This is a genomic window from Acinetobacter sp. YH12218 (assembly GCF_013417925.1).
Lineage (GTDB): Bacteria > Pseudomonadota > Gammaproteobacteria > Pseudomonadales > Moraxellaceae > Acinetobacter > Acinetobacter amyesii.
The window spans coordinates 14,672-28,784 of the sequence record NZ_VPDB01000009.1; the positions used below are offsets into that span (position 1 = coordinate 14,672).

Annotated in this window: 15 protein-coding genes; 2 read left to right on the top strand and 13 right to left on the bottom strand. The window is 40.1% G+C overall.

All coding sequences use genetic code 11. From position 1 onward, the window contains the following. Positions 1 to 2 precede the first annotated feature (2 nt). The 9 genes from recO to FTV03_RS04235 all read right to left on the bottom strand — a co-directional run bounded on the left by recO (position 3) and on the right by FTV03_RS04235 (position 7,858). Entirely contained in the window at positions 3 to 719 is a 717-nt protein-coding gene (recO, locus tag FTV03_RS04195) for a DNA repair protein RecO (RefSeq protein WP_180007698.1), read from the bottom strand. Between the two features lie 8 nt (positions 720 to 727). Continuing rightward, entirely contained in the window at positions 728 to 922 is a 195-nt protein-coding gene (locus tag FTV03_RS04200; RefSeq protein WP_078192000.1) for an NF038104 family lipoprotein, read from the bottom strand. A 31-nt stretch (positions 923 to 953) separates the two neighbouring features. Continuing rightward, positions 954 to 1,982 (bottom strand): GTPase Era, encoded by a 1,029-nt coding sequence (gene era / locus FTV03_RS04205; RefSeq protein WP_078192001.1) that lies wholly within the window; start codon positions 1,980 to 1,982, stop codon positions 954 to 956. Then, positions 1,982 to 2,680 carry a ribonuclease III gene (gene rnc, locus FTV03_RS04210; protein ID WP_111883979.1) on the bottom strand — a complete coding sequence of 233 codons (699 nt, stop codon included), beginning with the start codon at positions 2,678 to 2,680 and terminating at the stop codon, positions 1,982 to 1,984. Before rnc ends, era begins: the two co-directional genes overlap by 1 nt. Further along, complete coding sequence (locus tag FTV03_RS04215) at positions 2,652 to 3,023, bottom strand: DUF4845 domain-containing protein (protein ID WP_180040120.1); 372 nt, start codon at positions 3,021 to 3,023, stop codon at positions 2,652 to 2,654. Before FTV03_RS04215 ends, rnc begins: the two co-directional genes overlap by 29 nt. Before the next feature lie 20 nt (positions 3,024 to 3,043). Next, positions 3,044 to 3,871, bottom strand: a complete 828-nt coding sequence (lepB, locus tag FTV03_RS04220; RefSeq protein ID WP_180040122.1) for a signal peptidase I — start codon at positions 3,869 to 3,871, stop codon at positions 3,044 to 3,046. A gap of 21 nt (positions 3,872 to 3,892) precedes the next feature. After that, complete coding sequence (lepA, locus tag FTV03_RS04225) at positions 3,893 to 5,710, bottom strand: translation elongation factor 4 (RefSeq protein WP_078192005.1); 1,818 nt, start codon at positions 5,708 to 5,710, stop codon at positions 3,893 to 3,895. 195 nt (positions 5,711 to 5,905) lie between these two features. Then, on the bottom strand, positions 5,906 to 6,355 hold the full coding sequence (locus tag FTV03_RS04230; RefSeq protein ID WP_078190331.1) for a thioesterase family protein: 450 nt from the start codon (positions 6,353 to 6,355) through the stop codon (positions 5,906 to 5,908). Between the two features lie 120 nt (positions 6,356 to 6,475). Then, entirely contained in the window at positions 6,476 to 7,858 is a 1,383-nt protein-coding gene (locus FTV03_RS04235) for a Do family serine endopeptidase (RefSeq protein ID WP_180040124.1), read from the bottom strand. 228 nt (positions 7,859 to 8,086) lie between these two features. Here FTV03_RS04235 and nadB point away from each other — a divergent pair, with 228 nt between their 5' ends. Then, a complete protein-coding gene (nadB, locus tag FTV03_RS04240; protein WP_180040126.1) occupies positions 8,087 to 9,733 on the top strand; it encodes an L-aspartate oxidase in 1,647 nt (548 codons plus the stop codon). Between the two features lie 80 nt (positions 9,734 to 9,813). Here nadB and FTV03_RS04245 read toward each other — a convergent pair whose 3' ends face one another. The 4 genes from FTV03_RS04245 to pabC all read right to left on the bottom strand — a co-directional run bounded on the left by FTV03_RS04245 (position 9,814) and on the right by pabC (position 12,780). Then, positions 9,814 to 10,233: a PaaI family thioesterase gene (locus FTV03_RS04245; protein WP_180040128.1), complete on the bottom strand. Its 420-nt coding sequence runs from the start codon at positions 10,231 to 10,233 to the stop codon at positions 9,814 to 9,816. Between the two features lie 68 nt (positions 10,234 to 10,301). Next, positions 10,302 to 10,907 (bottom strand): dTMP kinase, encoded by a 606-nt coding sequence (gene tmk, locus FTV03_RS04250; RefSeq protein ID WP_180040130.1) that lies wholly within the window; start codon positions 10,905 to 10,907, stop codon positions 10,302 to 10,304. Between the two features lie 9 nt (positions 10,908 to 10,916). Beyond that, on the bottom strand, positions 10,917 to 11,969 hold the full coding sequence (gene mltG, locus FTV03_RS04255; RefSeq protein WP_180022488.1) for an endolytic transglycosylase MltG: 1,053 nt from the start codon (positions 11,967 to 11,969) through the stop codon (positions 10,917 to 10,919). A gap of 1 nt (position 11,970) precedes the next feature. Next, positions 11,971 to 12,780, bottom strand: coding sequence for an aminodeoxychorismate lyase (pabC, locus tag FTV03_RS04260; RefSeq protein WP_180040132.1), 810 nt, complete (start codon positions 12,778 to 12,780; stop codon positions 11,971 to 11,973). A gap of 161 nt (positions 12,781 to 12,941) precedes the next feature. Here pabC and FTV03_RS04265 point away from each other — a divergent pair, with 161 nt between their 5' ends. After that, entirely contained in the window at positions 12,942 to 13,949 is a 1,008-nt protein-coding gene (locus FTV03_RS04265; RefSeq protein WP_180040134.1) for a sulfate ABC transporter substrate-binding protein, read from the top strand. The last annotated feature ends 164 nt before the right edge of the window (positions 13,950 to 14,113 follow it).

Sequence of the window (14,113 nt, forward strand, 5' to 3'; positions counted from 1 at the left end):
TCCTAATGACGTTGAGTTTGAGAATTCTGTATCCACAATTGACGACTTTTTAATGGACGATCGCCAAGCAAGGAAGTAATCATTTGTCGGTACAACTTAGACAGTAATTGTAACTGTTCAGGATTAAATTCCCCACCTTTTTCATAATCACACATACTTAAAATATGTTGACCTGACAATGTTGCGCGTGAGGCTTTAATGACAGGTTGAAAACCTTCGTTTAAATGAAATTGATAATTTTCATGAGGCTGAATTTGCTGTTGATTTGCATCAGTTGAAAAATCCAACGCAAAACCCAACTCTTCAAGCAGCACATGCTCAAATTGTCTAAGGATTTGCCGTAAGAATAGATCTGGGTGGGCCTGGACAGACATGCATTGAAGTTTTTCCAAGGTGTGTGCATATTGAGCAAATGTCTCAGGCATCTCAACCTCTAAGGGACATAATCTCAATAAGACTTCATTCAGATAAAACCCTGAAAAAAAAGCATCACCAAAAAAGAAAATCGGTTGATTTACAATTTCGAGTTTACTAAAGTTTTTAAGTTCGGACTTACCAGATGCTTGCAAGCAAATTGGTTGATACTGGGGAGGTGGCGTTTGCCTGAGAATACCATCAATTCGACCATGCTCCTGAGTAAACAAGTGCACAATATGACTTTTTTCACGATATTTACGATGGTGAATTAAATAACCATGCAGTATCTCATTACGCATGATTTGAAATATTAATCCTTGTCTTTCTTTTTCTTGTCGTCTTCATCTTCATCCCCATCTGGAATGACTGCACCCACAACTGCAGCAGTACCTTTAACCACGCCTTTTGTGGTTTTATAAGCCACTTTGACAGGAACAGTAACGATTTTATGAATACACCCTTGTAGAAACAAAACACATGCCACTACAGCTAATACTTTCATCATTACTCTTCCCTCAAAGTTTGTTATTTAACGATTAGATATCGCTATAACCCAAGCTTTTCAACGCACGTTCATCATCAGACCAACCGCCTTTGACTTTCACCCAAAGCGTCAACATGATCTTTTGCTCGAACATTTTTTCCATATCCACACGTGCATCCATACCGATTTTTTTCAGTTTGGCACCTTTCTCACCAATCACAATAGCTTTCTGACCAGAGCGATCGACAAAAATCGTCGCATCAATATAGGTACACGCCACTTTAGGACGACCTGTTTTTGGATTTACCGTTGCTTCTTCTGTTTTAAACGACTCAATTTGAACCGTTAAATCATAAGGCAGCTCTTCACCCAATTGACGCATGATTTTTTCACGGATAATTTCAGACGCAAGGAAACGCTCTGAACGATCGGTCAATTGCTCAAGTGAATACAGTGGTGGTTGGAACGGCAAATATTTTTCAATCGTGCTGCGCAAATGATCTAAATTTGCACCACGTAATGCTGATACAGGAACAATTTCTGCAAAATTCATTAATTTTGCACGCTCTTGTATCAATGGTAATGCATGGTTTTTATTCTCTAGTGTATCAATTTTATTGATCACAAGAATCACTGGCATATCGGCATTTTTTAGCTTCTCTAACACTAAATCATCATTCTGTGTCCATTTGTCTGCATCAATCACAAACAAAACTAAGTTCACATCACGAAGTGCAGAATGTGCCGCACGGTTCATCATTTTATTAATGGCACGGACTTCTTTTTTGTGCATCCCCGGGGTATCTACGAATACCGCTTGAGATTTTTCGCGTGAGTCAATACCCACAATTTTATGACGTGTGGTCTGTGGTTTACGAGAGGTAATGGAAAGTTTTTGACCCAAAATATGGTTCATCAACGTTGATTTACCCACGTTTGGACGACCAACAATCGCCACAAACCCACTTTTAAAATCGGCTGGAATTTCAGTGCCTTGTGCACTAAAGAACTGACTAATTAAATCGTTACTGTCGCCTTGCGACTCGTGATCAGCATCTACGTGATCGGAATGAGTAGTCATTAAGACTTTTTCTCCAAAATTTCTAAGATTTCTGCCGCTACTGCCTGTTCAGCAAAGCGACGGCTTGAACCTTCACCGTATTTAACAGGGAGCCCTTCAACTGTACATTCAACTTTAAAATGTTGGTTCGGAGCATCACCCTGAATATCTACAACCTCGTAAACCGGGAGAGGTTTTTTACGTGCTTGTAAATACTCTTGCAAACGTGATTTAGGATCTTTCAGTTGATCAGTTGGTTCAATATGATCTAAATATGGCACATACCATTTAAGAACAATCGGTTCCAGAATTTTTAAATCCTGACAATCGACATAGATTGCACCAATGATCGATTCAACGGTATCCGCAAGTATAGACTCACGATGATGACCGCCAGATTTCAACTCACCTGTACTCAAGATTAATTCTTGACTGAGTTTTAAGTCATTGGCAATTTTTCCTAGCGCTTCCTGACGAACCAGTGTCGCACGCATACGCGTTAGACGCCCTTCATTTTCATGCGGGTAGGCATGGTACAGATAATTGGCAATTATCATACCCAACAATGAATCGCCCAGATATTCTAGGCGTTCATAATTGTATTTATGGCTCACCGATCGGTGGGTCAAGGCCAGTTGTAACAATTCAGGTTGTTTAAACTGATAACCGATACGACTTGCTAAACGAGCTTCATTTAGCTTGGACTGAGCTTTGATCAAAACTTTTCTCGAACTTCAACACAATATCAATATTCAATAAGAAAGGTTTTCTTATTTCATAATCCGTTTTTACTTCAAGCCCCTTTTCATTAGAGACTTGAGCAATATCTTTAAAACTAACATCGCGAATACTGTTCATTGAAAATCTTTTATCCATTTCTTGAACAAATTTACTTGGACTAATATTCGCAGGTCCACTTTTTAACTGCTCCTCGATTAACCCATTAATCATTTTGTTATCGAGATACGGCCCCCAAACCGCAATAACAACTTTAGCTAAAAAAGCAAAACCAATCACAGCAATTAAAATTGCGATATAAGACGTTCCCCGTTGATGTCTCATTTTATTTTCCTGATGTAAGACTAATCAATACTGCCATTACGACTAAATGAAGGCAGTTTTAAACCAGGTTCCTTATGCATCCACTTGTAAAAAGCACGTCCAGTGAGGTTTTCTTCAGGCACAAAGCCCCAAAAACGACTGTCCGCACTTTGATCACGATTATCCCCCATCGCGAAATAGTGACCTTCAGGAACCTTAACCTCCCAATATAAACCATTTTCTGTTGAATATTTACCATTTTCAACATAGTTGATAAATGGTGCTTGGCGCGCAACATTGACGCCTTCAAGCTCACGCATGGTAAACGTATGCTTACCCATGGTTTCTTTATGATAAATCGGTGTAGGTGTATCAAGTTGATCTTTTTCACGGCTAAATTCTACAGGAACTTTTGCCACCTTTTGACCATTCACACTCAGTTGACCATGATCGTAAATAATATGATCACCTGGTAAACCGACCACTCGTTTAATATAGCTGATGGTTGGTTGTGGTGGATAACGGAATACAATGACATCACCACGCTCAGGTTCACCGACATCAAGAATTTTTTTATTGACGATAGGTAAACGTACGCCATACTGATATTTATTTACCACAATAAAATCACCTGTTTCTAAGGTTGGAACCATAGAGTCAGATGGAATATTAAATGGCTCATATAAGAATGAACGCATCACCAAAACTATCGCTAGAATCGGCCAGAAATCATAAGCCCATGCGATAACGACATTTTCATTCCCTTTACCTTTGGTCTGCCGTTGCTTCCAGACAAACTTATCCAACAGCCAAATTAAGAAAAAAATGACTGTGGTAGGAACAAGGATCAAATTAAAGTCAAAATCCATGAGCTCATAAACCTCTATTTATTATCTTTCTACTTTCAATACAGCAAGGAACGCTTCTTGTGGGATTTCGACGCTGCCCACTTGTTTCATACGTTTCTTACCTTCTTTTTGTTTCGCAAGAAGTTTCTTCTTACGCGACACGTCACCACCATAACATTTAGCCAAAACGTTTTTACGCATCGCTTTTACAGTTGAACGTGCAATGATTTGTGCACCAATCGCTGCTTGAATAGCCACATCGAACATTTGACGTGGAATTAAATCTTTCATTTTTTCCACAAGTGCAATACCACGATGGCGAGCATCTTGTCGGTGGCAAATCATGGCCAAGGCATCAACCTTTTCACCGTTGATTAACACATCCACCTTAACTAGAGATGAACTCTCAAAACGCACAAAGTTATAATCTAACGATGCAAAACCGCGTGAACATGATTTCAATTTATCAAAGAAATCCATAACTACTTCAGCCATTGGGATTTCAAACGTAATGGCCACTTGGTTCGCCATAAACTTCATATTCTTTTGAACGCCGCGACGTTCAACACATAAAGTCATCACATTACCCAAGTATTCTTGCGGTACTAAAATGTGACATTCAGCAATTGGCTCACGTAAGTCTTCAACTGTTGAACCATCAGGCATTTTAGAAGGACTGTCGATATAAATGGTTTGACCATTTTTCATCACCGCTTCATAAATTACGGTTGGTGCTGAAGAAATCAGGTCCAGATCATACTCACGTTCTAAACGTTCTTGTACAATTTCCATGTGCAGCATACCCAAGAAGCCACAACGGAAGCCAAAACCAAGTGCATCTGAACTTTCAGGTTCAAAGAACAACGCTGAGTCATTAATTTGCAGTTTGTGCAGCGCCTCACGGAACGGTTCAAATTCACTTGAATCGATTGGGAATAAACCTGCATAGACCTGTGGTTTCACTTTTTTGAAACCCGGTAAGCTTTGAACTTCTGGTGTAGTTGCCAAGGTAATCGTATCACCAACTGGAGCACCAAAAATATCTTTAATACCCGCGATCACGAAACCAACTTCACCTGCTTCGAGCATGTCAGTTTCTGTATGTTTAGGATTAAAAATACCTACTGAGGTGATGATGTGCGTTTGACCAGTTGATTTCATCAACATTTTATCGCCTTTACGCACACGACCTTCTTTAATACGAACTAAAGAAACCACGCCCAAATAGTTGTCGAACCAAGAGTCAACAATTAAGGCTTGTAATGGTGCATTACGATCGCCTTCGGGTGCAGGAATGACATTGACTAGTGTTTCAAGCACCCCTTCAATGCCTAGACCGGTTTTAGCTGAACATGTAGGTGCTTCAGTCGCTTCGATACCAATAATGTCTTCAATTTCTTGAATAACACGCTCTGGCTCTGCTTGCGGCAAATCGATTTTATTTAAAACAGGTAGGACTTCTAAGCCTTGTTCAATTGCTGTATAGCAGTTAGCAACAGACTGGGCTTCTACACCTTGTGCAGCATCGACCACCAATAATGCGCCTTCACATGCAGCAAGTGAACGTGAAACTTCATAAGAAAAGTCAACGTGCCCAGGTGTGTCAATAAAGTTAAGCTGGTATTCTTCACCGTTAGGATGAGTGTAATACAAAGTCACAGACGTAGCTTTAATCGTAATACCACGCTCACGTTCTAATTCCATAGAATCTAGAACCTGTGCCTGCATTTCACGATCTTGCAGGCCACCACAAGTTTGAATAAATCGGTCGGCAAGCGTCGACTTACCATGGTCGATATGCGCAATGATCGAGAAGTTACGAATGTTTTTTATATCAACAGATTTTTTAGCTTGCGCCATGGGCTACCTTGGAAAAATAAAAGCGCTATACATGCAATTCTTTATGCATAGCAAAAGCCGAATAGAAATTGCCGAGGATTATAGCAGATGGATTTTTCAAAGTATCGAAAATAATGCATTGCTTTTATGCAAGTCATTCATCCTACATGGAGAACTTGGCTAGTCTTGGTTTGAAATTTTGCGATAAAATCAAACTCAAAGATCATAAGCACTAAAATCCAGCGGATTTAGGCTATCCGCAATAGGTTGATACGCTTGGGTAAAGGTTGGCGACATGCGTTTTGGACGACCTGTGGCAATTTCAATGCATGCCCACTGCGTATTGCCTGTAAATAATATCGCTTTGTCTTTAGGTCGATAAAATACATACTGACGAAATGAATACAACGCATTGATATCATTGAGCCACGTTCGCAGAATAATCTCCTCACCTTCAACTGCTGCTTTGCGATATTGCACATGATGCTCAACAGCAACCATGGCATGCTTCAATTCAATATATTCTTTTAAACCTAAACCCAAGGCTTCAATATGTGCTGTCGCGACATCTTGCATCCAACTGACGTACACCACGTTATTCACATGATTTAATGTGTCGATATGTTCAGCTTGAACTGTAATTTTTAAATCAAAGATATCGCTCATAGCGTCCTGCAAATTTTAAAATATGCTCCACAGTCTACTCATTTTTATCTAAGGGTAAATTGCAAAAACACTAAAGTTAAAAAAACCACTCGCTTGGAGTGGTTTTCATTCAGCAAATCATTATTGAATGCGCATGCCCACAATCGCACGTTGCCCCTGACGAATCAAAGAAACACGTGCAATGCTGCCATTTTTCAATTCTGAAATAACTTTCACAAAATCTTCTGCATTGTTTACGACTTTATTATTAACTTGAGTCACAACGTCACCCGGCTGAATTCGCGCTTGTGCAGCAATACCACTAGCTCGTACATCTTGAATTAATACACCACCTTTCACACTCAGTTGCTTTAATTCATCTGCAGTTAAATTACGAATTGACACCCCAATTACAGGGCCTTTTTTCACAGGTGCAATTTCAGCTTTTGCAGGCGTATCATCTGGTGCAGTGATCAAGGTTGCTGAAATGTTTTGGCGTTTATCATCACGTAATACTTCAAGCTGAATACTTTGATTAGGACCTGTACGATTGAGATAATTCAGTAGTTCGCCAGTACGTGAAATCGGTGTACCATTAAATTTCAAAATGACATCACCCGCTTTAAAGCCAGCTTTTGCTGCGGGTGAATTCGGTGCAACTTGAGTAATCAATGAGCCCTCAGGTTTTGAAAGGTTATAGGATTCAGCAAGATTCCGATCGATATCTTGCAGCATAACGCCTAAGTAAGCACGTGTCACCTTGCCGTTTTTCTTTAATTGGTCTGCAACATCCATCGCCACATCAATAGGAATCGAGAACGATAAACCCATATAACCACCCGTACCACTAAAGATACGAGAGTTCACCCCAACCACTTCACCAGACTGGTTAAATAAAGGGCCGCCTGAGTTTCCGGGGTTCAATGCCACATCGGTTTGAATAAATGGAACCGAGGTTTCTCCCATCATATTGCGCATTTTCGCACTGACAATCCCTGCCGAAGCTGAATAGTCAAAACCAAATGGTGAACCAATAGCCAACACTGGCTCACCTACACGTAAACGGTCAACATTACCTGTGCGTAGCTCTGGAAAATTTGAACCTTTCACCTTTAGCAAAGCCACATCAGTCCGCTCATCACTACCCACAACGGTGGCATCAATTTCACGGCGGTCATTCAATACGATGGTGACTTTCGATGCATCTTCTACCACATGGTGATTAGTTAATAGATAACCATCTTTACTAATAAAGAATGCGCTTCCATAACCGGTCTTTTCTTGCGGCATTTTTTGCTGCGGGATAACGACCTGATTACCAAAAAAGCGTCGTAATATTTCTGGGACTTGCTGCTGTAAAAGCTCTTCTTGACTGAGCTTTTTAACCACATTCACGCTTACGACAGCTGGGCTGACCTGTTCAACCAAATTGGAAAAATCAACAGGACCTGCTGCCTGCGTTTGTACGCTAGCAACCGTAAACACAGCTGCATAAAGTCCCTTTTGTAAATACGATTTATTCATTGTTAGCATTCACTCAATTGTGCTTATCATTTGAAATACGTTAGTTTTTATCACAATGCAAGTCTAAGCTTCGTAATAAAATGTTTGATGAATATTTAGGATAAACAATCTTAAACATTCCTTAAATATTACAGATCCATGAATATTTTTCATTATTTAGTTAATTTATAGTCATTGCGTTTTTAGGCAAAAACAGTTGTGATGATCGGACATTTTTAAAATTAGCTGATGAACATGTCTAATTTAAACACGACACATCAATTTGATGTGATTATTGTGGGAAGTGGCGGTGCAGGTTTAAGTTTAGCCCTCTCGTTACCAGATCATTTTAATATTGCTGTTTTAGCTAAGTCGACGCTGACGGATGCCAGTACATATTTTGCCCAAGGTGGCGTGGCAGCCGTCCTCGATAAAACAGATTCTATTGAACAACATATCAATGACACCATGATTGCCGGTGCGCATTTATGTGAAATGGCAGCGGTAAAACAAACCGTTGAAGGTGGTAAATCTTCTGTCGATTTTCTACTGAATCAGGGTGTGCAATTTACTTTAGACGACCAAGAACAGTTACATCTGACACGTGAAGGTGGTCACTCTCACCGGCGGATTATCCATGCAGCAGATGCCACAGGTCGTGCTATTTCCACAACATTGGTTGAACGTGCGCAAGAAAAAGCCAATATTCATATTTTTGAAAATTTTATTGCAATCGATTTAATCACCGCACAAAAATTAAATCCTGAAGCTGAAAACCGTGCTCTCGGTCTATATGCTTTAGATGAAAAAACCGAAAAAGTACATACCTTTTTAGCACCGTTCACTGCCCTTGCCTGTGGTGGTGCCATGAAGGCATATTTATATACATCAAATCCCGACATTGCGACGGGTGATGGTATTGCCATGGCGTATCGTGCAGGCTGCCGTGTTGCCAATATGGAGTTTAACCAATTCCATCCAACCTGTTTATATCATCCTCAAGCTCGCTCTTTCTTAATTACCGAAGCGATGCGTGGCGAAGGTGCCTATTTACGTCTTCCAGATGGTGAACGCTTTATGCTGCGCTTTGATGAGCGTGCCGAATTAGCACCACGCGATATCGTAGCGCGCGCTATTGATTATGAAATCAAACGTCTAGGAATCCGTCATGTTTGGCTTGATATCACCCATAAACCTGCAGAATTTGTCAAAGAACATTTCCCAACATTGTATGAACGCTTAATGGAACTCGGTATTGATATTACCAAAGAAATGATTCCGGTGGTTCCGGCAGCACACTACACCTGTGGTGGCGTTGTGGTTGATGAAAACAGTCAGACCGATATTCCAGGCCTATATGCCATTGGAGAAACCTCTTATACCGGCCTACATGGTGCAAACCGTATGGCAAGTAACTCCTTACTTGAATGTTTCGTCTATGGTATGAGTGCTTCAACACATATCACAGCACAACATCAAGGGACTTATCAGGCGCCTCATGTCCCAGAATGGGATGACTCGCAAGTGACTAACCCTGATGAAGATGTAGTGATTTTGCAAAATTGGGACGAGCTTCGCCAAACCATGTGGAACTACGTGGGCATTGTCAGAACGACCAAGCGGCTTCAACGAGCGCTCCATCGTATTGAAATGCTTAATCGTGAAATTACCGAGTATTACCAAGACTACCAAGTCAGTAAAAATCTGATTGAACTACGTAACTTGGTACTGGTATCAGAAATGATTGTGCGCTGTGCAATGGAACGTAAAGAATCTCGTGGTCTGCATTTCACTTTAGACTATCCTGAACAAGCAGACGAACTACGTAAAACGGTGTTAAGTCCACCCAATTTCCAAGTGGAATGTCCATTGGTGAATACAGAACTGGTTTCTTAAACATCTAAAATGTTTAAAAACCATAAAAAGCCGAATGTAAATTCGGCTTTTTATTTGAATCAGCAAATGCAATTGAGCCTTTATAATCGCTTCGGTGGAATAGAATAACTCCCTGTTATATGTGCAACAGGCTCATCCACACCTGCTGAATACACCAACACCTCACCATAAATTATACTTTTGCCCACTTTCAGCAATCGACACTCGCCTATTAAATCTTGATTGGCTTCGGGTTTTCTTAAAAAATTAATATTCATATTGGTCGTGACCGCCAGTCCTACAATCCCGATCTCCCCCAATATAGCCACATATAGCGCAAAGTCCGCCAAAGTCATCATAGTCGGGCCTGAAACAGTATTGCCAGGCCGCAAATCTTTTTCAGTCACATGCCAAATTAAAGTGGCAGCCTTTTCACCAACTTCAACGATAGTGCAATGCTTTAAGCTTGGCGCAAATTCAGTCTTAAGGAAATTGATAATCTCCTGTTTTGTAGCATGCATAAAAAATCATCCATAACTTTTGCTATGGATGATTTTTAAATCAATTGCCTAACAAATACTATGGCATTTTAGATCTGCTGTAGATGCGATAATGCCTGTTGGAAAACATGCTCAGGTGTTTGGGTTGCGTCAAGGCGTTTCATTCGTTCAGGGTGCGTTTGATGAATCTCAGCAAAACCTGATCTTACTTTCTCAAAGAAAGTTGCTTTCTCTTGTTCAAAACGGTCTAAAGCACCACGCTCTCTTGCTCTTAACATTCCTGTTTCAATCGGTGCATCAAGCCAAAAAGTAATATCCGGTATACGCGCAACAAAACTTGCATTTAAGACATTGAGCTTGTCACGATCTAAACCACGTCCTGCACATTGATAAGCAAAACTCGAATCGGCAAAACGATCGCATAAAACGATTTTACCTTCTGCCAATGCAGGTAAAATCACGCGCGCCAAATGCTGTGCGCGTGCAGCATACATAAGTAACAACTCTGTATCATCACTCATTGCTTCATCATGATTGACGGCCAGAAGTAATGCACGAATTTGTTCAGCCATAGGTGTACCACCCGGCTCACGTGTAAGTACGACATTTTTACCCAAATTTTGGAAATGATCATGTAATTTACGAATGAGTGTAGTTTTACCCACACCTTCCGTACCTTCAAAGCTAATAAACATGCTCACTCCTTAGTTTTTCGCACGAATTACAGATAAATATTCTTGTACCGCGCGGTTATGGTCTTGCAAATTACTGCTAAATTTATGGCCGCCATTTCCTGTTGCAACAAAATATATATTGTTAGATGAATCAGGATGCATCGCGGCTTCAATTGCTTTTTGACTCGGCAAAGCAATCGGTGTTGGTGGTAAACCATTAATCGTGTAAGTGTTATAGGCTGTTGGTGTACGTAAGTCCTGACGAGTTATATTACCGTTGTACTTATCGCCCATGCCATAAATAACCGTAGGGTCCGTTTGTAAACGCATGCCTTGTTGCAAACGACGGACAAACACCCCTGATACTTGCTCTAACTCACGATCAAGACTGGTTTCTTTTTCAATAATCGACGCCATAATTAAGGCTTCATATTTATCTTTGTACGGTAAATTTTGAGCTCGATTAGTCCAAGCCTGATCTAAGGCTTTGATTTGTCTGTTATACAAATCTTTTAAAATTTTACGATCAGACTCGCCTTTTGCAAAGAAATACGTATTCGGTGCAAATAATCCTTCAGGGTGTGAATACGGAATGCCGAGCTCTTTTAAGATTTCTGCATACGGTAAATGACTGATGTCATGCGTCACCAAAGGGTCATTTTTTAAAGCATCTATCAGTTGCTTAAATGTCGTACCTTCGATCACTAGAATTCGATTCATTTGCGCATTTTCAGAATTCGAAATCAACTCCATAACTTCTCGTACACTCATACCTTCATGAATTTCATACACACCTGCTTTTAAGGTGTCATTAATCATGAACTTTTGGTACAACTTCAAAATAATAGGAAAATGAACTTGTTTCTCTTTGGCCAGTCGGTCAATAAAACCTGAATAGGTATCCCCTGCACCAATCGCCAACATTTGCTTTTTGCCTTCCACGGGATAGGCTTTAAATAAACTCGACCACAGTAAAATCGCCACAAGTACAACGATGCCAAGTAGCACAACCAAACATGCTTTAAATGGAAAACCTGCTTTGGCAGATTTTTTCTTATTTGTTTTTTTAGACGCGGTGGACATATTAACGAATCTGACTTAATTGAAGTGTTCGGAAAAGTTCAATACAAGCTTGAACATCTAACTCAACTCCATTCAGAGTTGATGCAATTTTCATGGGACTTAAAGCATTGCAGAAAAAAACACTCTGAAAATGCGTAATTTCATCCATATTGACGTGACGTTGAGTACATGCAATCTGATGCTGCTGCATCCGTTTTAAAATTTCTGCACGCATGACACCATGCACGCCATTATAACGAAGTTCGGGCGTAATCCATCCTTCATTTGTACGAATAAAACAATTACTGCTCACACCTTCGACAACTGTACCTTGCACATCCGTCACCAAAGCTTCCCCCCATGGGGTTTGATCCAACTCTGCTTTGAGCATGACTTGTTCTAATCGATTTAAGGACTTCAAGCCCACCAAACTTGGCATGGTTAACCCAATGGCTTGATGTAATACACCACTTTCGACATTTTCGTACTCAAAATCTGCAACAGCTTTGGGGTAATAAAACACCCAAACATCTGCTGGATGCTCAGGTAAACTATAGCCACGCTGACCAATACCACGACTCAACACAATTTTTAAAGTGCCATTGACGACATCTTGTTTACGTAACAATTTTAGAGTGTCTTCAATGAGGCTTAAATCTGCATTTAGCTTTAATCGCTCATTACTCAGTTTTAATCGTGCAATATGCAAAGCTAAAAGTTCTATTTGTCCTTGGCGAATACGTGCCGTGCTAAAACAGCCATCGCCATAGTGAAAGGCTCGATCAAGTAAATCAACTTGTTCTATTTGCTGCGCATTTTTAAAACACTGCATACATCGTCATCCCAATTACATCACTTTATTTTAAAAAATAATCGTTCAGCATATATTTCTTTTTTGTTCATATTAAATTCTTTTTTAATTATTTTTTCTGCATAAAAACTACAGATATTCTTGCCTCATCCAACAAAACATGTATAAAAATTGAGGACAACATGAATCTATCTAAATTAAAACTTGGGGTTTTGGCTGCATTCATTTCTGCCACAGCATTTAGTGCATCTGCCAAAGATTTCTTAAATGTGTCATATGATCCAACCCGTGAATTGTATGACAACTTCAATAAAGACTTTAGTGTTTACTGGAAAAAAACCACAGGCCAAGACATTAACTTTAAACAATCTCATGGTGGATCAGGTAAACAGGCTCGTGCAGTTATTGATGGTCTAGATGCCGATGTCGTCACTTTGGCCTTGGCTGCAGATATTGATGAAATTGCTGCACGTGGTTTAGTTGCAAAAGACTGGCAAAAGAAATTTCCGCAAAACTCAACGCCGTATACATCGACTATTGTGTTCTTAGTGCATAAAGGCAACCCGAAAGGCATCAAAGACTGGGGCGATTTATTTAAACAAGGTGTCGACATTATTACCCCGAACCCAAAAACATCGGGTGGTGCGCGTTGGAACTATTTAGCTGCGTGGGCTTGGGCCAAACATCAAGCAGGTGGCAACGATACAAAAGCCCAAGAATTTGTCCGTCAAATTTATAAGCAAACCAAAGTCCTCGACTCAGGCGCACGTGGTGCAACAACTACATTTGCTGAACGTGGTATTGGTGACGTGTTATTGGCTTGGGAAAATGAAGCACATTTGGCAGTTCGTGAACAGCCGGGTAAGTTTGAGATTGTGACCCCTTCACTTTCTATCTTGGCCGAGCCACCTGTTGCGATTGTAGAAAAAAATGCCAAGAAGGATGGCAATGAAAATTTAGCCAAAGCGTACTTAAATTATCTGTACTCACCTGCAGGTCAAACTATTGCCGCACAGAACTATTATCGTCCACGTAATGCGGCAGTTTTAGCAAAATATAAAAATGTTTTTAAACCTTTAAAACTCGTCACGATTGATAAAGAGTTTGGTGGTTGGAGCAAAGTGCAGAAAAAACATTTTGAAAATGGTGGCGTCTTTGACCAAATCGTGAAGACCAATAATTCAAAATAATGCTTTAAATAGCGAAAAGCATCTTCCTTTCGCATAAGGTCGATGCTTTTTTTTCGTAGATACGCCTGTTATCTTTTTTATTCATATAAAATTCGTTTTTAATTATTTTTTATGCATAAAGATTGGCGCTATTCTTCATCCATGTTACAGATAAAGTAAAAATT